Raw genomic sequence first — 23,117 nt, 5'->3', positions numbered from 1 at the left:
TAATAGTTAACTAATAATAAAAAAAGAAGCCTTCCCGATTAAATCGGGAAGGCTTCAGTATCAAAACAATATAGGATAATTAATAAATAATCGTTATTGCTCCTGCACGAGGTTTTAGTTGATCTTTATTCGGTTTGATCACATAGTAGTAAGTTGCTGCCGGAACAGGTTTACCGTCTCTTGTACCATCCCATTGTTCAACATATCCTTTCGATGAGAAGATCTTATCACCATAACGGTTAAATACATATACTTCTACATCTGGGTATTTCTCAATTCCAGGAATTTCCCACTTATCATTTTTACCATCACCATTCGGTGTAATTACATCCGGAATGTTAAGGTCTGGCAATACATTAACATGGACATTACATGTACTGATACAGCCTTCTTTGTTTGTAACAATTAATCTGTAAGTTTTATCTGCATCAGCTGCTATTACCGTTGGAGTTAAGCTGTTAGGATCATCTAATCCTGCAGCTGGTTCCCATCTATAGGTATAGCTATCACTTTCATTTGATAATAACTTAATATCCAGTTTAACGCTCTGACCTTTTTTCACTTCAAAGTCCATACAATCGATAACCGGTGATTGGTAAACTCTGATCTGCTGTTGAGCAGTGTCTTTACAGAAGTTAGCCGCTGTAAAGGTGTAGGTTATGGTATGTAAACCTGGTCCAGCTTTTTGAGGGTAGAACGCTCCGTTCTTAACACCTATTCCGCTATACTCACCTGATCCAATTCCAGTTCCGCTTGGCGGAGTTCCTCCGTTTAATGTTACTGAAGGTACATCAAAACATACCGGATCTAGTGGTGCCAGATTAGCATCCGGACTTGGTTTTACAGTGAACACTTTATCTAATGAATCAATACAAGTATTTCCTGATTTCACAATTAATCGAACAGTGTAGTTTACATCAACTGTAGCTACCGGAGGATTAAATGTAATCGTCGAAGTGTTCGTTGGAGTGCTGATTGCCACACGAGTACCTGTTGCATCAAACACTTTCCATTGCCAGCTGGTAATCTTACCAATTTTCACTGTCGACTTATCTTCAAATACTAATGCATCTTTCACACAATAAGGTTGAGGTGCATTGATCACAAAATCAGCTGTCGGCATTCCGCTAATCATTACATCACGAGCAAACGTTGAGTCACAACCATGGATTGACGTTACGGTTAATGTAATGTGTTTCCATCCCGGTGTTTTGAAGGTATAGCTTGGGTTCATTTGAGTTGAAGTTGAACCTGCACCATCTCCAAAGTTCCACAAGTAAGTTAACGTAGTTCCGTCTGCAATTGAACTTGTATTGTTAAATTGAATTGCATCTTCCATACAGCTTGAAGGCATGTCAAATAATGCAACCGGACGATCCCAAATTCTTACTTGTACAGAGTCAGATTTATCTTCACAACCCGCATCATTAATGATACGAACCTGGTAGTAACCTGATGAATTTGCGTCATAAGTTGAAGCTGTTGCTCCAGCGATCAACACATTGTTTCTGAACCATTGGTAAGTTTTACCTATACCTTTAGCTGTAAGTTTAACAATATCACCTGTACAAACCGAATCCTGAGTTGTTAATTCAACCTCTGCTAATGGATTATCAAATACATTAATAGTGTCACTTATTGCTGTGTAACATTTAGTTACCGGATCAGTGAATGTGTAAGTAATTATGTGTTCACCTGCACCTGCTGTATCCGGATAGAATACATCTTTATAGATACCTTTTCCTGTGTTGATTGTATATACTCCGCCAACTGGTGTTCCAGTATTAAGAGGCAGTGGTGCATCATTCACACACATAGTATCTACCGGTAATTTAAACGATACAGTTGGTTTTTTGTAAACTACAAACGTTCCTGTATATGATGCCGGACAACCATAAATTGGTGTTACCGTTAATTCTGCACTTAGTGTTTTACCTGCATAGATCTCAGGAACAAATACAGTGATCTCATTGCGAGCTTCTTGTTTAAGATCAATTTCCATTGGTCCGTCAAAGAATCTCCATTTGTAATCATATGCATATCCTAAACGAGCTTTTGATGTATCTCTTAATGTCACGCTATCACCCGCACAAACAGAAGCACGACCTTTTAAGTACCAATTAACTACAGGAACATCACCTTTAACGTTAAACACTTTAGTTAAGCTGTCTACACAACCATTGTCAGTTGTCACGATCAATTTAACTTTCTTAGGTCCTGTAGACATATAGAAGTGCTTACCGTCTTTATCAGTTGAGTACACATCTGAAGTTTTATCCAGATCATCTTCAAATGACCAGAAGTAGTTCATTGGGCTGCCATCTGGACTTGTTGATTTATTTACAAATACAGTTGTGTCTGTTAAACAGCTGTCTGGCAAATCAAAGTCAACAATTGGTTTAGACCAGATATTGATGGTAACCGGAGTTGAAGCAGTACCTGAACAACCAAACTCGTTTTCTACTTCTACAGTATAGTTATGCGTTCCAGCATTGAATACTTTTAACGTAGATTCTGTAGCACCTGCTATTATAGTACCATCCTGATACCATTTATAACTTGATGCAGGCTGCGTACTAAGCGTCACAGTGTCTCCTTTACAAATATCATTGCCACTGGCAGTAATAATTGGTGTAGGTAATGCCCAAACTGCGATGGTATCAGTAATTGTTCTTGAACATCCTGAAACCGGATTTGTATAAGCAAACGTAATTGCATGTTTACCTAATCCTGCAACCATTGGATCAAACTGGTTAGTACCTGCTATGATACCAGTTCCTGTTAATACACCGCCTGTTGCTGGTGTTACGTTAATGGTAACCACACCTGGCTGTAAACAAACATCTCTATCCACAATATCTAAAACCAGTTTTGGCAACGCTTTAATTGTAAATGGTTTCAATGCAGAGCTATCAACACATCCTCCTACAGTTGTTACCACTAACTTCACCTCATAGTTTCTGTCGACAGAATCCTTAGGGAATGTAGCATATACATCAGGAAGATTCTTAGTAATAGTTCCGATACGTTTACCATTTTCAAAGAACTGCCAATCATACGTTTTGATGCTTCCTACCACAACAGTTGCAGTACTTTGTAAGTGAATTGAATCCTGATCACAAATTGCATTGTTAACAATATTGAAATCAACTACCGGACTCGAGCCTACAAAAGTATACTGTTGAGTTGTTGAAGCAGAACAGCTTGGTGTTTGTCCACTTTCAACCGTTAAGCTAACATTAAATTGACCTACAGTACTGTACGCATGTGTTACTGTTGGAGTGGTTACTGTTACTACAGGTGTACCATCTCCGAAGTTCCAGATATATCTTGCGATAGTTCCTGGGCTTGTAATTGTACTTGCTGAAGCATCGAATACTGTTCCTGCTGCAGAAGCACATGTACTTGGTGCATCGAACTTCGCAACCGGAACTGGATTAATTTGAATATTAACCGCAGTTGAAGCGATTGAAGTACAGCCATAGTTTGAAATAGCTTCTACAGTGTAATTTCCTCCAACATTAGTTAATAATGTAGTTGAGTTTTCACCTTGAATAATTACTCCGTCTCTGTACCAGTTGTAGCTGGTTATTGTAGTTCCTGCGGCTACTGAAGCAGTTAATGTAACCGATCCATCCTCACAAGTTGCAGTTGCATTGCTTGCAAGTGTTACTACAGGCAACGGACGAACATTGATATCAAATGTGCCTGTTAAAGTACATCCGCCGTCTGTAGCTGTAACTGTATAACTGATCGTGTTAACACCAATTGACACACCAGCTGCATTTGGATCAAATGTGTTTCCTGCCACACCTGTTCCGCTGTATGTAATTGTCGAAGCAACACCATTTGAAACTTCCACCCAGTTTGTTAAATCAACAGTTTTACCTGCCGCAGCACAAACATTAGGTTCTTTCACATCAACAGTTGCCTCCGGCATTGGGTTAACGGTTACATTTTGTAACGCTGAAGCATTTGCACAACCTCCAACAGTTGTCACTGTTAACTGTACCTGATATGTCTTACTTGTTGACACAACTGGTAACGTAATTTGCTGAACCGGATTCGTTCCGTTAACTGTTCTTATCACTACACCAGCATCGAACACCTCGAAGCGATAATCATTAATCGTACCTATTCCAGCTGTTGAAGCACTTGCATCCAATTGTACCGCTGTGCCCTGACATACCGGACTTACTACCGTGAACGCTGCCACTGGTACGGTGCCGTTATATTGGTAGGTATCGCTATACGTTGCCGTACATCCGTTACCCGATGAAGTTACCGTTAAGGTAATGGTTTTCGGTCCTGCTGTTGTGTAAGCCGGTACCGCTGGGTTTTGTAACGTCGACGTAAAGCCTTCGCCTAAATCCCATGCATAAGTCAGCGTATGTGGCGCTGCTACTGTTGACGTGCTGGTGAATACATCACCTGCTACTGAACAGCCCTGTGGCATGGTGAACGATGCTACCGGGTTTGGATAGATCGTAATTACCTCTGGTGCTGACTCTTCGTCACACCCTTTGGCGGTCATTGCCACCACGGTATAGCTGCCTGATTCCGCTACTGTGCTCATCGTTAAGGTTGAGCCTGTTGCTCCTGCCAGGTCTACGCCGTTTTTACGCCATTGGTAAGTAGTTCCACCGGTTGCGGTTAAGGTTACTACTGTTCCCTCACATACATCATTCGATGGTGCTACCGTGATCGCTGGAGTTGGGATCGGGTTCACAATAATGGTTTGTGTTACCACTGCGCCCACACAGCTTCCGTTGGCTACATCTGCCTGTGGCGTGTAAGTGATCGTCCAGGTACCTACCCCTGCTACTGCCGGATCAAACTGGTTACCTACGATCGCTGCTGCCGGTGCATTGGTGGTGTAGCTTGGTGCTACTACTGATACGCCATTAGTAATCGCCGAGGTAATCGTTACCATTCCGCCGTCCACACAGATCTCGTTGGTCGACAGACTTAAGGTTGCTACCGGTGTTGGGTTAACAGTCACCTGGTGGGTTACTGCTGCACTCACACAACCGCCTTGGGTCTTAACCTGTAAGGTCACATCGTACGTCTGAGGAGTTGATGCCTCTGGGAACGTTACACTTGGGTTAACACTGTTGCCTGCCGCTACCGTATTGATTACTGTTCCGCCTTGCGAGAAGCTCCAGATGTATTCTACTATCGGGCTTACACCTGTTGTCGATGTGCTTGCATCCAATTGTACCGCTGTGCCCTGACATACCGGACTTACTACCGTGAACGCTGCCACTGGTACGGTGCCGTTATATTGGTAGGTATCGCTATACGTTGCCGTACATCCGTTACCCGATGAAGTTACCGTTAAGGTAATGGTTTTCGGTCCTGCTGTTGTGTAAGCCGGTACCGCTGGGTTTTGTAACGTCGACGTAAAGCCTTCGCCTAAATCCCATGCATAAGTCAGCGTATGTGGCGCTGCTACTGTTGACGTGCTGGTGAATACATCACCTGCTACTGAACAGCCCTGTGGCATGGTGAACGATGCTACCGGGTTTGGATAGATCGTAATTACCTCTGGTGCTGACTCTTCGTCACACCCTTTGGCGGTCATTGCCACCACGGTATAGCTGCCTGATTCCGCTACTGTGCTCATCGTTAAGGTTGAGCCTGTTGCTCCTGCCAGGTCTACGCCGTTTTTACGCCATTGGTAAGTAGTTCCACCGGTTGCGGTTAAGGTTACTACTGTTCCCTCACATACATCATTCGATGGTGCTACCGTGATCGCTGGAGTTGGGATCGGGTTCACAATAATGGTTTGTGTTACCACTGCGCCCACACAGCTTCCGTTGGCTACATCTGCCTGTGGCGTGTAAGTGATCGTCCAGGTACCTACCCCTGCTACTGCCGGATCAAACTGGTTACCTACGATCGCTGCTGCCGGTGCATTGGTGGTGTAGCTTGGTGCTACTACTGATACGCCATTAGTAATCGCCGAGGTAATCGTTACCATTCCGCCGTCCACACAGATCTCGTTGGTCGACAGGCTTAAGGTTGCTACCGGTGTTGGGTTAACAGTCACCTGGTGGGTTACTGCTGCACTCACACAACCGCCTTGGGTCTTAACCTGTAAGGTCACATCGTACGTCTGAGGAGTTGATGCCTCTGGGAACGTTACACTTGGGTTAACACTGTTGCCTGCCGCTACCGTATTGATTACTGTTCCGCCTTGCGAGAAGCTCCAGATGTATTCTACTATCGGGCTTACACCTGTTGTCGATGTGCTTGCATCCAATTGTACCGCTGTGCCCTGACATACCGGACTTACTACCGTGAACGCTGCCACTGGTACGGTGCCGTTATATTGGTAGGTATCGCTATACGTTGCCGTACATCCGTTACCCGATGAAGTTACCGTTAAGGTAATGGTTTTCGGTCCTGCTGTTGTGTAAGCCGGTACCGCTGGGTTTTGTAACGTCGACGTAAAGCCTTCGCCTAAATCCCATGCATAAGTCAGCGTATGTGGCGCTGCTACTGTTGACGTGCTGGTGAATACATCACCTGCTACTGAACAGCCCTGTGGCATGGTGAACGATGCTACCGGGTTTGGATAGATCGTAATTACCTCTGGTGCTGACTCTTCGTCACACCCTTTGGCGGTCATTGCCACCACGGTATAGCTGCCTGATTCCGCTACTGTGCTCATCGTTAAGGTTGAGCCTGTTGCTCCTGCCAGGTCTACGCCGTTTTTACGCCATTGGTAAGTAGTTCCACCGGTTGCGGTTAAGGTTACTACTGTTCCCTCACATACATCATTCGATGGTGCTACCGTGATCGCTGGAGTTGGGATCGGGTTCACAATAATGGTTTGTGTTACCACTGCGCCCACACAGCTTCCGTTGGCTACATCTGCCTGTGGCGTGTAAGTGATCGTCCAGGTACCTACCCCTGCTACTGCCGGATCAAACTGGTTACCTACGATCGCTGCTGCCGGTGCATTGGTGGTGTAGCTTGGTGCTACTACTGATACGCCATTAGTAATCGCCGAGGTAATCGTTACCATTCCGCCGTCCACACAGATCTCGTTGGTCGACAGGCTTAAGATTGCTACCGGTGTTGGGTTAACAGTCACCTGGTGGGTTACTGCTGCACTCACACAACCGCCTTGGGTCTTAACCTGTAAGGTCACATCGTACGTCTGAGGAGTTGATGCCTCTGGGAACGTTACACTTGGGTTAACACTGTTGCCTGCCGCTACCGTATTGATTACTGTTCCGCCTTGCGAGAAGCTCCAGATGTATTCTACTATCGGGCTTACACCTGTTGTTGAAGCACTTGCATCCAATTGTACCGCTGTGCCCTGACATACCGGACTTACTACCGTGAACGCTGCCACTGGTACGGTGCCGTTATATTGGTAGGTATCGCTATACGTTGCCGTACATCCGTTACCCGATGAAGTTACCGTTAAGGTAATGGTTTTCGGTCCTGCTGTTGTGTAAGCCGGTACCGCTGGGTTTTGTAACGTCGACGTAAAGCCTTCGCCTAAATCCCATGCATAAGTCAGCGTATGTGGCGCTGCTACTGTTGACGTGCTGGTGAATACATCACCTGCTACTGAACAGCCCTGTGGCATGGTGAACGATGCTACCGGGTTTGGATAGATCGTAATTACCTCTGGTGCTGACTCTTCGTCACACCCTTTGGCGGTCATTGCCACCACGGTATAGCTGCCTGATTCCGCTACTGTGCTCATCGTTAAGGTTGAGCCTGTTGCTCCTGCCAGGTCTACGCCGTTTTTACGCCATTGGTAAGTAGTTCCACCGGTTGCGGTTAAGGTTACTACTGTTCCCTCACATACATCATTCGATGGTGCTACCGTGATCGCTGGAGTTGGGATCGGGTTCACAATAATGGTTTGTGTTACCACTGCGCCCACACAGCTTCCGTTGGCTACATCTGCCTGTGGCGTGTAAGTGATCGTCCAGGTACCTACCCCTGCTACTGCCGGATCAAACTGGTTACCCACGATCGCTGCTGCCGGTGCATTGGTGGTGTAGCTTGGTGCTACTACTGATACGCCATTAGTAATCGCCGAGGTAATCGTTACCATTCCGCCGTCCACACAGATCTCGTTGGTCGACAGGCTTAAGATTGCTACCGGTGTTGGGTTAACAGTCACCTGGTGGGTTACTGCTGCACTCACACAACCGCCTTGGGTCTTAACCTGTAAGGTCACATCGTACGTCTGAGGAGTTGATGCCTCTGGGAACGTTACACTTGGGTTAACACTGTTGCCTGCCGCTACGGTATTGATTACTGTTCCGCCTTGCGAGAAGCTCCAGATGTATTCTACTATCGGGCTTACACCTGTTGTCGATGTGCTTGCATCCAATTGTACCGCTGTGCCCTGACATACCGGACTTACTACCGTGAACGCTGCCACTGGTACGGTGCCGTTATATTGGTAGGTATCGCTATACGTTGCCGTACATCCGTTACCCGATGAAGTTACCGTTAAGGTAATGGTTTTCGGTCCTGCTGTTGTGTAAGCCGGTACCGCTGGGTTTTGTAACGTCGACGTAAAGCCTTCGCCTAAATCCCATGCATAAGTCAGCGTATGTGGCGCTGCTACTGTTGACGTGCTGGTGAATACATCACCTGCTACTGAACAGCCCTGTGGCATGGTGAACGATGCTACCGGGTTTGGATAGATCGTAATTACCTCTGGTGCTGACTCTTCGTCACACCCTTTGGCGGTCATTGCCACCACGGTATAGCTGCCTGATTCCGCTACTGTGCTCATCGTTAAGGTTGAGCCTGTTGCTCCTGCCAGGTCTACGCCGTTTTTACGCCATTGGTAAGTAGTTCCACCGGTTGCGGTTAAGGTTACTACTGTTCCCTCACATACATCATTCGATGGTGCTACCGTGATCGCTGGAGTTGGGATCGGGTTCACAATAATGGTTTGTGTTACCACTGCGCCCACACAGCTTCCGTTGGCTACATCTGCCTGTGGCGTGTAAGTGATCGTCCAGGTACCTACCCCTGCTACTGCCGGATCAAACTGGTTACCTACGATCGCTGCTGCCGGTGCATTGGTGGTGTAGCTTGGTGCTACTACTGATACGCCATTAGTAATCGCCGAGGTAATCGTTACCATTCCGCCGTCCACACAGATCTCGTTGGTCGACAGGCTTAAGGTTGCTACCGGCGTTGGGTTAACAGTCACCTGGTGGGTTACTGCTGCACTCACACAACCGCCTTGGGTCTTAACCTGTAAGGTCACATCGTACGTCTGAGGAGTTGATGCCTCTGGGAACGTTACACTTGGGTTAACACTGTTGCCTGCCGCTACCGTATTGATTACTGTTCCGCCTTGCGAGAAGCTCCAGATGTATTCTACTATCGGGCTTACACCTGTTGTTGAAGCACTTGCATCCAATTGTACCGCTGTGCCCTGACATACCGGACTTACTACCGTGAACGCTGCCACTGGTACGGTGCCGTTATATTGGTAGGTATCGCTATACGTTGCCGTACATCCGTTACCCGATGAAGTTACCGTTAAGGTAATGGTTTTCGGTCCTGCTGTTGTGTAAGCCGGTACCGCTGGGTTTTGTAACGTCGACGTAAAGCCTTCGCCTAAATCCCATGCATAAGTCAGCGTATGTGGCGCTGCTACTGTTGACGTGCTGGTGAATACATCACCTGCTACTGAACAGCCCTGTGGCATGGTGAACGATGCTACCGGGTTTGGATAGATCGTAATTACCTCTGGTGCTGACAGTTGATCACAACCTTTAGCGGTGATCACCATTACTGTATAGGTACCAGACTCAGCTACTGTGCTAAGTGTTAATTTGTCGCTGATCTCACCTGTTAATGCAATACCATTTTTGTACCATTGGTAAGTTGCTCCTCCTGTTGCGGTTAAGGTTACTACTGTTCCCTCACATACATCATTCGATGGTGCTACCGTGATCGCTGGAGTTGGGATCGGGTTCACAATAATGGTTTGTGTTACCACTGCGCCCACACAGCTTCCGTTGGCTGCATCTGCCTGTGGCGTGTAAGTGATCGTCCAGGTACCTACGCCTGCTACCGCCGGATCAAACTGGTTACCTAAGATCGCTGCTGCCGGTGCATTGGTAGTATAGCTTGGTGCTACTACTGATACGCCGTTGGTGATTGCTGAAGTAATCGTTACTAAGCCGCCATCCACACAGATCTCGTTGGTCGACAGACTTAAGGTTGCTACCGGTGTTGGGTTGATCAGAACATCTGTTCTTGGAGATACAGATTCACAACCATACTCAGTAATTACTTTTAATTCTGCCTCATAGGTTACAGGAACCGCTGCTGCAGGGAAGGTTACATTTACTGTAGCGTAATTTCCTGCATTGATTGCAACTGGTAAACCTGTTGCTTTATTATAGAATCTCCATTCGTAAGTCTGAACATTACCTACTCCTACTGTAGTTGTACTTGTAAATACAACAGGTACATTTCCACAGCTTGGAGTTGAGGCAACAGTAAAGCTTGCGCTTGGCTGATTTCCATTAAATTGATATGGAATAGTAATATCATCTGTACAGCCTTTATCAGTAGTTACGGTTAACTTAACCTGATAAAGTCCTTGTGCAGCATAATTATGAGCCGGGCTGATTGGGCTTGCACTTGAAGGAGTAATCGTTCCATCACCAAAATCCCAAACATAACCGGTAATTGTACCTACACCCGGAGCAGGAATATTACTTCCACTTCCATTAAATACAGCACCTGTATTAGTCACACAATCCCCAGGCAGTGTAAACAAGGCTACAGGCAATGGATTAGTGATAACATTAATTGTATTCGATGGGGTTTCACAGCCTGCTGCTGATCTACCTACCACATAGTATGAACCATCGTCGGTTACTGTAAGTGTTGCATCAGTAATACCTAATGAACCAGATGCATCGAACCACTCGTAAGTATCGGCACCCGAAGCTGTAAGTACCACTTCTTCGCCTTTACATACTTCAACGTTTCCTGCTGCATCTGCAACCGGAACAGAAGTGATTACAGGAGCCGGTGTTGGTTCAACTCTGATAATTGCTGTTTTACTATCATCACATCCTTCAGGAGTTGTGTAGGTATAGGTAATAACATGATCACCTACTCCCGCAATTACAGGATTAAATTGATAGTTACCCCCTACCAAACTCACACAAGGACCTGAATATACTCCTGACCCGGTAGCTAAACCGGTAGTTTCTACACCACCTGATAAGTTGAATGCAGGGTCATTAATACATACAGTTGTTCTTGGGAACACCAAATCAACAACCGGTTTAGGGTGAATAGTAATGGTATGATCTTCGGTATCTGAACAACCTAAGTCTGTTGTTACTGTTAAACGAACAGTATAAGTTGTAGAAACACCAGGTGTTGCAGGGAACTGAACAGTTGGATTAACAACCGGGCTAACTGAAATAGCTACAGGATTATTTGCAGCATCCAGAATTTCCCACTTATAACTCATACTTGTTGCAGGAGCCGTAACTGATGAACCTGCTGCGCTAAACGTTACAGTATTATCCTGACACTCAGTAGCAGGAACTGTAAATGCAGCTACAGGAACATTGCCTTTATAAATAAATGGTTTAGTTACAGTAGCAACACAAGTATTACCATCTGTTACTGTTAACGTAATATCATAAGTACCAGCTGCTCTTCCGGTAAAGTCAATTACAGCATCTGTGGTTGTAATCGGCGCACCGAATGAGGTTGTCCACACATAAGATAATGCCGGAGTACCAGTACTTGTATTTACAAATGTAACCTGTGCATTTGTTGGAGCACATGTACTTACAGGAAGATCAAAATTAGCCACCGGAAGTGGATTAACAGTGATACTCACCGGAGTTACTGATGTACCCTCACAACCAAATTTGCTGGTTACTTTTACTGTATAGCTACCAGTTGCAGTAGCATTATAAGTTTGGAATGTTGCTCCTGAGATTATTGCACCATCTTTATACCACTGGAACAAATACGTATTATCGTAAACAGTTTCAGTAAGCGCAATTGAATTACCTGCTGATCCGCAGATTACGGTTACTGCAGGAGGAGCGATAATTGGCTGAATATTCTCAATTGTAATATCAACCTGATCAGAAAACGCCTCACAAGGAGTTGGAACTGAATTATCTTTTGCTCTAACTCTGTATGTACCGCTAACTAATGCTGTAAAGTTTGGCCCAGTGCCAACAATATCCCAGGTTGAAGTAGCCGTATTAAAGAACTGCCATTCAAGGATTACTGCTGCAGAAACTACAGACATTTTCACGCCTGTACCAGCACAACCAGTTTTACCAGCGTCAACAATTAATGTTGGGAAGAACGTGTTAATATCAATTGGAGCTGACTGACCAACACAACCATTAGCGTCTGTAACAACAATATGGTATTTGTTAGTACCGATAGTCCCTGCAGGAATAGTATAGGTCATTCCGGTTCCATCAAGAATTCCGTTTTTATACCATTTAACATCCGCATAAGCTTTATCAGCTCTTAAGTTAATTACACTATTACCTGGGTTACAGAAGTCAAGAATACTCCTCCCTGCATCCACAATAAATGGAATTGGTAATGGATTTACAGTTACGTGAACTGTATTTGCAGTAAGATTTGAACAACCACGAGTACTTGTAATCAATACTGTGTAGTCACCGTCTTTATTTGCAGTATATGTATTACCGGTAGCTCCAGGTATTGGAGTTCCGTTTAATAACCATTGATAAGTATCGCCAACTTGTGAACTGGTTACTGTTAATACAGGTCCCGGATCGTTCTGACAAATGGTGAATGGACCTACAGGGCCAATATTTCCTGTTGATAACGGCCAAACGGTTACGTTAACAGGATCTGATGTTGCAGTACATGAGTGTGAATCAGTTGCAACTACAGTGTATGAACCACCTACTGTTGCTGTATATGATGTACCTACGCCTACAGAAGTAGCTCCACGGAACCACTCGTAAGTTATACCTGCCTCAACATTAGAAACAGAAAGGACTACATCTTCTCCATCACAGAATGCTAATGGACCATCAGCAGCAATGTTTGGCTTATTAACTTTCCACTCAGTAACGTTAATAATTACAGAAGTAGCTTTACAACCATTTGCAGCTGTAACAGTTACTTGGTACTGACCTGACTCTGTAACATTTACTGATGCACAGTTACAACCAAATGGAGCACCATTTTTCGTCCATACATAAGAGTTACCGGCTGCCGCTGGAACACCAATATTTGCATTACCACCATCACAGAATCCAACGCTGGTTGTTGTTGGCGTTACATCTGGCGGAGGTAGAACGTTTAATGTAATCTGATTTCTAGATGTTTCTGTACATCCTGTTGGATAGCTTGCAATTACATCATAAACACCACCAACATTGGTTACATAAGTCTGGTTATTTGCGCCCGCAATTACACCACCGTTTAATCTCCACTGATAACTTACTCCAGGAGTAGTTGTAAATGGATTGATGGTTAATGTGGCAGTTTCATTACCACAGAAAGTAGTGGTTGTAGTAGAGATATTGAAGTCAGGAATATCAAATACAGTTACATCAACTTCTGCTGAAGTATTGATACATCCTTTATCGCTCTTAACTACTACTTTATATTTACCTGCAGCAACTGCAGTGTAAGCATTTGAAGTTGCACCAGGTACTATACCATTATTTCTGTACCACTGATAAGTATAACCAGCAGTTAATGGAACGCTGAATGTTGCACTTGATCCTTTACAGAATGCATGTGGGCCTGGGTTTGTTAAGGTAACATCAGGTAATGCATTCTGATTTACCGTTACAATGTTTGAAGTTTTTGTACAACCATTTACATCTGTAGCAATTACATAATAATTACCTGGTACATTGGTTGTGTAGTTAGGTCCTGTAGCAATTGATGTTGCTGATGGCTGCATATACCATCTGTAAGTAACACCTGATACAGTAGGACTTACTCTTAAAGTTACTGAACCACCAGTACAGAAATCTAACGATCCAACTGCATCAACTACCGGAGTAGCGAAGTCAAATACATTAACAACTGTACCGTTAACTGTAGTTGTACTACAACCTGTAGCAAAGCTTACAGTAACAGTATAAACTCCTGATTGAGTAGCTGAATACGAATTAGTTGTTGCTCCAGGAATTAAAATTCCATCTCTGAACCACTGGTATGTAGCTCCTGGTTGAGATGCAACAGTTAATGGCGCAGACCCAGGATTACAGAAGCTGATTGGACCAGGTGTAATTGAAGCATCAGGTTTTGGATTAACGGTTACAACTTGTGCTGCAGAAACAGCGAAACAAGTAGTAGCGTTATTAGTTACTCTTACTGTGTAAGAACCACTTGTAGTAACCAATAACGTATTGCTGTTAATACCTACTGCAGTAGCGCCGTTATACCATTGATAAGTTACCCCTGACTGTAATGGAGCCGTAAGTGTTACAGATTCACCAGCACAGAAAGTAGTAGGCCCATTTGGCGTAATATTAGCCAATGGATTAGGGTTTACAGTTACAACTGCTGCTGCAGAAGTTAATTTACAACCTGTACCTAACGTTACTTCAACAGTATAGTTACCGGTTGTGGTTGCTGTATAAGTGTTATTGGTTTCACCTGCAATGTTTACTCCATTACGTTTCCACTGATAAGTAGCCCCGGCTTGTGAAGCAACTGACAATACTTGTGAGCCGCCTTCACAGAACACAAACGGTCCTGTAGCAATCACCACGTTTGGAAGTGGGTTAATCGTAATCGATACTACGTTAGAGGTAGTTAAACAACCTGTTGTAGTATTGGTTACGCGTACTGAGTAATTACCTGCTGCAGTTGCAGTATACGTGTTCGAGGTTGCACCTGCAATTGGAGCTCCACCATTTAACCACTGATAACTTACACCTGCTTGTGATGAGGTTGCTGTTAATACAAATGTATCACCGGTACAACCTGCTAATGGACCAGCAGGAGCTACTGTTGCTACCGGGTTAGGATTAACCGTTACGTTAACCACACCTGAAGTAACAGTACAGCTTGTTGATGGGTATTGTGCTACAACTTTATACTGACCTGTTGTAGTTGCTGTATAGCTATGTGAAGTTGCTCCTGCAATCGCTGTCGCTCCGTTGTACCATTGATAGGTTACACCTAAAGCCGACTGATCAGGAACTGAAATTACTTGTGAACCGCCATCACAGAATGTATATGGACCCGGACCGTTTAAGGTTACATCCGGATTATTGTTTACGGTTACGGTTACAGTATTCGATACGGTGAAACATCCGGTTGCAGTAAAGGTTACTGTTACCTGGTAGTTGCCGCTTTGTGTTACTGCTAAAATATTGCTGTTGGTTCCGATAGCTGTTCCGTTGCGAGTCCATGCATAACTTGCTCCTGCCTGAGCCGGAGTTGACAAGTTTACTGGAGTTCCCTGACAAACGGTGATCGGTCCTGCCGGAGTGATCGCTGCAATCGGATTCGGATTTACAGTTACTACCGCTGCTGCTGAAGTTGCTTTACAGCCTGTTCCAAATGATACTTCTACCGTGTAGTTACCAGTTGTGGTCGCTGTATAAGTGTTATTGGTTTCACCTGCAATGTTTACTCCATTACGTTTCCACTGATAAGTAGCCCCGGCTTGTGAAGCAACTGACAATACTTGTGAGCCGCCTTCACAGAACACAAACGGTCCTGTAGCAATCACCACGTTTGGAAGTGGGTTAATCGTAATCGATACTACATTAGAGGTAGTTAAACAACCTGTTGTAGTATTGGTTATGCGTACCGAGTAATTACCTGCTGCAGTTGCAGTATACGTGTTCGAGGTTGCACCTGCTATTGGAGCGCCGCCATTTAACCACTGATAACTTACACCTGCTTGTGATGAGGTTGCTGTTAATACAAATGTATCACCGGTACAACCTGCTAATGGACCAGCAGGAGCTACTGTTGCTACCGGGTTAGGATTAACTGTTACATTAACCACACCTGAAGTAACAGTACAGCTTGTTGATGGATATTGTGCTACAACTTTATACTGACCTGTTGTAGTTGCTGTATAGCTATGTGAAGTTGCTCCTGCAATCGCTGTCGCTCCGTTGTACCATTGATAGGTTACACCTAAAGCCGACTGATCAGGAACTGAAATTACCTGTGAACCACCTTCACAGAAAGTATATGGACCCGGACCGTTTAAGGTTACATCCGGATTATTGTTTACGGTTACGGTTACAGTATTCGATACGGTGAAACATCCGGTTGCAGTAAAGGTTACTGTTACCTGGTAGTTACCGGTTTGGGTTACTGCTAAAGTATTGCTGTTGGTTCCGATAGCTGTTCCGTTGCGAGTCCATGCATAACTTGCTCCTGCCTGAGCCGGAGTTGACAAGTTTACAGGAGTTCCCTGACAAACGGTGATCGGTCCTGCCGGAGTGATCGCTGCAATCGGATTCGGATTTACAGTTACGACCGCTGCTGCTGAAGTTGCTTTACAGCCTGTTCCAAATGATACTTCTACCGTGTAGTTACCAGTTGTGGTTGCTGTATAGGTATTTGAAGTAGCCGTTGGGATATCTCCACCGTTACGTTTCCACTGGTAAGTAGCGCCTGTTTGTGCTGGAACTGACAATACTTGTGAACCGCCCTCACAGAACACAAATGGTCCTGGGTTGATGGTTACATCCGGAAGTGGATTGATTGTAATCGATACTACATTCGATGTTCCAACACATCCGGTAGTGGTATTGGTTACGCGTACTGAGTAATTACCTGCTGCAGTTGCAGTATAAGTGTTCGTGGTAGCACCTGCTATTGGAGCACCACCGTTTAACCACTGATAGCTTACACCTGCTTGTGATGAAGTTGCAGTTAACACAAAGTTATCACCGGTACAACCTGCTAATGGTCCTGCCGGAGTTACGGTTACTACCGGGTTAGGATTAACAGTTACATTTACTACTGCTGAAGTTGCCGCACAAGTGCTAGCTGGGTACTGTACTTCTACTTTGTATTGACCTGAAGTTGTAGCAGTGTAGCTGTTTGAGGTTGCGCCTGCAATCGCAGTTGCTCCATTGTACCACTGGTAAGTTGCTCCTGCTTGCGCCGGAATTGAAATTACCTGTGAACCACCTTCACAGAAAGTATATGGACCCGGAGCGTTTAAGGTTACGTCCGGAAGGGCATTGATCGTTACGTTTACAGTATTCGATACGGTGAAACATCCGGTTGCAGTAAAGGTTACTTTTACCTGGTAGTTACCGGTTTGGGTTACCGCTAAAGTATTGCTGTTGGTGCCGATAGCTGCACCGTTTCTGGTCCATGCATAACTTGCTCCTGCCTGAGCCGGAGTTGACAAGTTTACTGGAGTTCCCTGACAAACGGTGATCGGTCCTGCCGGAGTGATTGCTGCAATCGGATTAGGATTTACAGTTACGACTGCTGCTGCTGAAGTTGCACTACAGCCTGTTCCAAATGATACTTCTACTGTATAGTTACCCGTTGTGGTTGCAGTGTAAGTATTTGAAGTAGCACCTCCAATGTTTGCCCCGTTACGTTTCCACTGATAAGTAGCGCCTGCTTGTGAAGGAACTGACAATACTTGTGAACCGCCCTCACAGAACACAAATGGTCCTGGGTTAATGGTTACGTTTGGAAGTGGATTTACCGTTATAGCCACAACATTTGAAACAGTGAAACATCCGGTTGCTGCATAAACTGCACGCACTGAATAGTTTCCTGTTGCTGTTGCTGTATAGGTATTTGAGGTAGCTCCAGGAATTGCGGTAGCTCCATTGTACCACTGATAGTTTACACCTGCTTGTGAAGTTACAGTTAATACAAAGTTATCGCCAGTACAACCTGCTAATGGTCCTGCTGGGGTTACATTAGCTACCGGGTTAGGATTAACTGTTACATTAACTACTGCTGAAGTTGCCGCACAAGTGCTAGCTGGGTACTGTACTTCTACTTTGTATTGACCTGAAGTTGTAGCAGTGTAGCTGTTTGAGGTTGCGCCTGCAATCGCAGTTGCTCCATTGTACCATTGGTAAGTTGCTCCTGCTTGCGCCGGAATTGAAATTACCTGTGAACCACCTTCACAGAAAGTATATGGACCCGGACCGTTTAAGGTTACGTCCGGAAGGGCATTGATCGTTACGTTTACAGTATTCGATACGGTGAAACATCCGGTTGCAGTAAAGGTTACTGTTACCTGGTAGTTGCCGCTTTGTGTTACCGCTAAAGTATTGCTGTTGGTGCCGATAGCTGCACCGTTTCTGGTCCATGCATAACTTGCTCCTGCCTGAGCCGGAGTTGACAAGTTTACAGGAGTTCCCTGACAAACGGTGATCGGTCCTGCCGGAGTGATCGCTGCAATCGGATTCGGATTTACAGTTACTACCGCTGCTGCTGAAGTTGCTTTACAGCCTGTTCCAAATGATACCTCTACCGTGTAGTTACCAGTTGTGGTTGCTGTATAGGTATTTGAAGTAGCCGTTGGGATATCTCCACCGTTACGTTTCCACTGGTAAGTAGCGCCTGCTTGTGCTGGAACTGACAATACTTGTGAACCGCCCTCACAGAACACAAATGGTCCTGGGTTGATGGTTACATCCGGAAGTGGATTGATTGTAATCGATACTACATTCGATGTTCCAACACATCCGGTAGTGGTATTGGTTACGCGTACTGAGTAATTACCTGCTGCAGTTGCAGTATAAGTGTTCGTGGTAGCACCTGCTATTGGAGCACCACCGTTTAACCACTGATAGCTTACACCTGCTTGTGATGAAGTTGCAGTTAACACAAAGTTATCACCGGTACAACCTGCTAATGGTCCTGCCGGAGTTACGGTTACTACCGGGTTAGGATTAACAGTTACATTTACTACTGCTGAAGTTGCCGCACAAGTGCTAGCTGGGTATTGTACTTCTACTTTGTATTGACCTGAAGTTGTAGCAGTGTAGCTGTTTGAGGTTGCGCCTGCAATCGCAGTTGCTCCATTGTACCACTGGTAAGTTGCTCCTGCTTGCGCCGGAATTGAAATTACCTGTGAACCACCTTCACAGAAAGTATATGGACCCGGAGCGTTTAAGGTTACGTCCGGAAGGGCATTGATCGTTACGTTTACAGTATTCGATACGGTGAAACATCCGGTTGCAGTAAAGGTTACTGTTACCTGGTAGTTACCGGTTTGGGTTACCGCTAAAGTATTGCTGTTGGTGCCGATAGCTGCACCGTTTCTGGTCCATGCATAACTTGCTCCTGCCTGAGCCGGAGTTGACAAGTTTACTGGAGTTCCCTGACAAACGGTGATCGGTCCTGCCGGAGTGATTGCTGCAATCGGATTAGGATTTACAGTTACGACTGCTGCTGCTGAAGTTGCACTACAGCCTGTTCCAAATGATACTTCTACTGTATAGTTACCCGTTGTGGTTGCAGTGTAAGTATTTGAAGTAGCACCTCCAATGTTTGCCCCGTTACGTTTCCACTGATAAGTAGCGCCTGCTTGTGAAGGAACTGACAATACTTGTGAACCGCCCTCACAGAACACAAATGGTCCTGGGTTAATGGTTACATCTGGTAGTGGGTTAATCGTAACAGTTACTGGATCTGCAATTTGAGGACAACGTCCATCTGTCGCCTCTACCGTATACAGACCACTTGCACTTACTCCACTTAATGTAAGAGTTGAACTTGTAGACAGAACGGTACCAGGAGTTCCTACTTTGTACCATTTATAGGTTAATCCTGAAACAGGAGTAATACTTAATGTTACAGTTTGAGGATCACAAACTGGAGCTGGAGGGGTTATTACTGGCTTAGCAACGTTATAAATTGTTACAACCTGAGTTAACGAACTTGCCGTACAAGAACCATTATCAGCATTTAATACATAGCTACCACTTTGATTAACAGAAATAGAGTATAATCCATTACCTGCAGGGTATGGAGCTCCATCTTTGGTCCAGGTATAAGTAACACCAGCCTGACCGCTAGTTAATCCAATTGTTACTGAGGCTGGAGCACAAGCAGTATAGCTTCCGCTGCCGCCAATATTCACAATAGGTAATGCATTTACTGTAATAGTAGCACTGTTTGATTGTTCAGAACAACCTCCCGAATAAGTTGCAACTACATAGTAATTATACGTACCCGATACACTTTCGTTAACAGTATAGCTTGCTCCTGTACCCAATGCAGTTGAACTACCTTGTTTATACCAGGTATATACAGCATTTGATACTGTTGGTGCTACTGTTAATGTAATTGGAGTACCAGCACAAACACTTGATGTGTTCGGCGTAACTACAGGATTTGGAATATCATATTCAGTAACTGCAAAAGGAGTTGAGGTTCCTTCACAAGTTTTATCTGAAGTAACTACTACAGTATAATTTCCAGCCTGAGTTACGTGTATAGTATTTAACGGACCATCATATACTAATTCGGTTCCGTTTCTGTACCATTTATAGTTAACTGCTCCAGCTGGTGTAGCAACAAGGTCAACACTACCTCCTGAACAGAATGTAGGAGACTGACCGGCTGCCGGTGCAATAGAAACTACAGGCACAGGGTTAACAATAACTGTACTTTCTGCAGAACCTCCGGTACAACCGTTGTTAGACTTTACGAAAACAGTATATTTTCCACTTGTCGTAGCAAAATAAGTAGAACCAGTCGCTCCGACTATCAGTACTCCATCTTTATACCATTGATACGAAGAGAATGAACCAGGTACAGTTAGTGTAACACCCGCTCCTGCATATCCACAAAACTCACCAGGACCAGATTGAACAATCTCAGGCTCCGGAATAGGATAAACTATTACATCAAGGAAACCTTCTGCAAAACCGGTACAACCGTTAAAGTTTTCTACCCATAAACGGTATCTTCCCGGTTCAGTGATTACTGTTGAGATTTTATTAGTATTGGGAGGCCATTGACCATCTTTATAGATAACACCGTCTTTATACCATGCATAATATCCAGGCTGTACTCCGTTACCTGTAATTACGAAAGTCATGATTGAACTTAGCGAACCTTCACAAAGCGGAATCCCTCCTTCGTAACCGAAAGTTCCTTTAATAGGCTGACCACCTACAACTTTAAACTTAGGGGATTCGGCCTTACAGCCATTTGCATCAGTCACAAGAACAGAGTACTCGCTTTGTTGTCCTCCGCTTACCTGTAAAGTTGGTCCTTTACCGGTTACATCTAAGGTTCTTCTATTCTGTCCATCCCACTCATACCATTGCCAAGCAGTAGCACCCGGTACTCCTGCTATTGTTAAGGTACCTACATCACCCTGACAAATACTGGTAGGCCCAGTAATCACAGGTGTTGGAGGAGGGTTAATGGTAACTTTTACGGAACTAGAATTCCTCGAACATTCTGCAAAATTATTAGGGTTATTCGACGATTGCTTTTGATTATAAGCAACTACGTAATAATCTCCACTCTGACTTGTTGAAGTAGCAGTGAAGGTATATGTATTAGATGATGATTTTGCTTTTACAGGAGTTGCACTTCCAACTTTGAACCATTCATACCCAACTGAATTAGATGGAGATGCTGTTAGTGTTATTTGATCACCAATACAGAATGGACCAACCGAAGTCAGGTTAACTGTTGGAGTTGGGTTCACCGTCAAATCTACCGGTCCCGAAATAACATAACATTTAGGATTTGAAACTGCAGTAAGACCACCACCTACTCTAACGCGGTATTTACCGGTATTAGTAGCAGTAGCGTTAGTAAATGTTAATTTATTATCTGTGCTTGGTGATGTATAGTCGAACCAAGTGTTACCTCCATCTACACTTTTTTCCCACACATAATATGGATTTGCATAACCTGAGCCTAAATCTGCCCAAAATGCAAAAGTATCTCCTTCACAGATTACTTTATCCGTAGAAGGTTGCATTCCAATTGTTGGACCACAAGCTCTGAACGTGATATCATCAATGGCAAGGTCGTTTCCACAACCTCCATTAGTATTTGAGATCATTTTCAGAACAATCGTGTTAGCTCCCGAAGGAACTGTAAATAAAAATCCTCGTTGTGTCCAGGTAGGATTACTTTTGGTTGAAGGAATATCTCCCGATGTATACGAACCTAGTATATTTCCATTTTTATCTTCAATCTGGAATTTGATATTAGGTTTGATACCACTACCGTTACAAGAAGCATTTTTTAAAATGTTACTGAACCAAGCCGAGAACTCATATGTAGTTCCGGGACATAACTGATCGATTTCCTGCTGATAGAAAATACCCTTTTCCAACGCCGCGTTAACGACATACATATTACCATTAGCCTGTCCGGTTAGCGCATAGGTATGGTCATTCGGATACGTATGCCATGACCCATCGGAGTGAGAAATAGTAGTATTTAAGCGTGGTAAAATACCATACTTACCATCGTGTAAGTCTCCGGGATAATTACTTGGTGCAGGAATTATACTCGGATACCAATAGGTATAATTGGTAAGTACTGCCGGATAAATAGTTGATAATGGCGGTCCATAATTTGCATTTGGCGCACTGGTTCCAAAGTCGATAGTAACTACCGGAGGACCCAGAGAACCGCTACAAATTTGAGCTTCAACCTTTTGGGTTGTGCCAAAAATGCCGGCTAATGTTAACAAGGCGATTAATAAAAAGCGTCCCGGATTTTCGGCACGTTTCAAAAACCGTAATGTTTTTGCGTAGAAGTTTTGTTCCATGCAGTGTCAGTTAGGTCAGTAAAGATTTGGTTAATCCGCTTGCGCGGATAATATGTTTGTTTAGTTTAATTGATAATTAACTGACTAATAGTGGATTAATTTCCACAATAATCATTTTTTGCAAAGAGTCGACAAAATTTAGAAAAACAATTAGAGAGATAAATTCGACACTTTCTCAATAGTTTTATACGAGGTTAAGAAATCAAAAGTTTCAGTTGTGGAATTATAAATGAAAGGCATAATTGTACAAAATAATAATTTCCTAATATTCATAATCATAACTAAACTTTACTTAAAGTTAATTTAATTAAAATTTTAGAAATATCAATGTTAACAACTGTATTTTAAGCAGCATCAACAA

At 44.1% G+C, this 23,117-nt stretch carries 1 protein-coding gene; it reads right to left on the bottom strand.

Going from position 1 to position 23,117, the window contains the following annotated elements; translation table 11 throughout:
- Positions 1-79: 79 nt before the first annotated feature.
- Complete coding sequence (locus SOLCA_RS03600; protein ID WP_014679089.1) at positions 80-22,756, bottom strand: Ig-like domain-containing protein; 22,677 nt, start codon at positions 22,754-22,756, stop codon at positions 80-82.
- Between the last annotated feature and the right edge of the window lie 361 nt (positions 22,757-23,117).

Source organism: Solitalea canadensis DSM 3403, from assembly GCF_000242635.2.
In the GTDB taxonomy this organism is placed as follows: Bacteria; Bacteroidota; Bacteroidia; order Sphingobacteriales; family Sphingobacteriaceae; genus Solitalea; species Solitalea canadensis.
The sequence above is the reverse complement of the archived record's forward strand: the minus strand, read 5'-3'. Positions and strand labels throughout refer to the sequence as shown.

Bases quoted from the DNA above. Each gene is read 5' to 3' on its own strand.
- SOLCA_RS03600 (WP_014679089.1), bottom strand. From the start codon at position 22,756: ATGGAACAAAACTTCTACGCAAAAACATTACGGTTTTTGAAACGTGCC.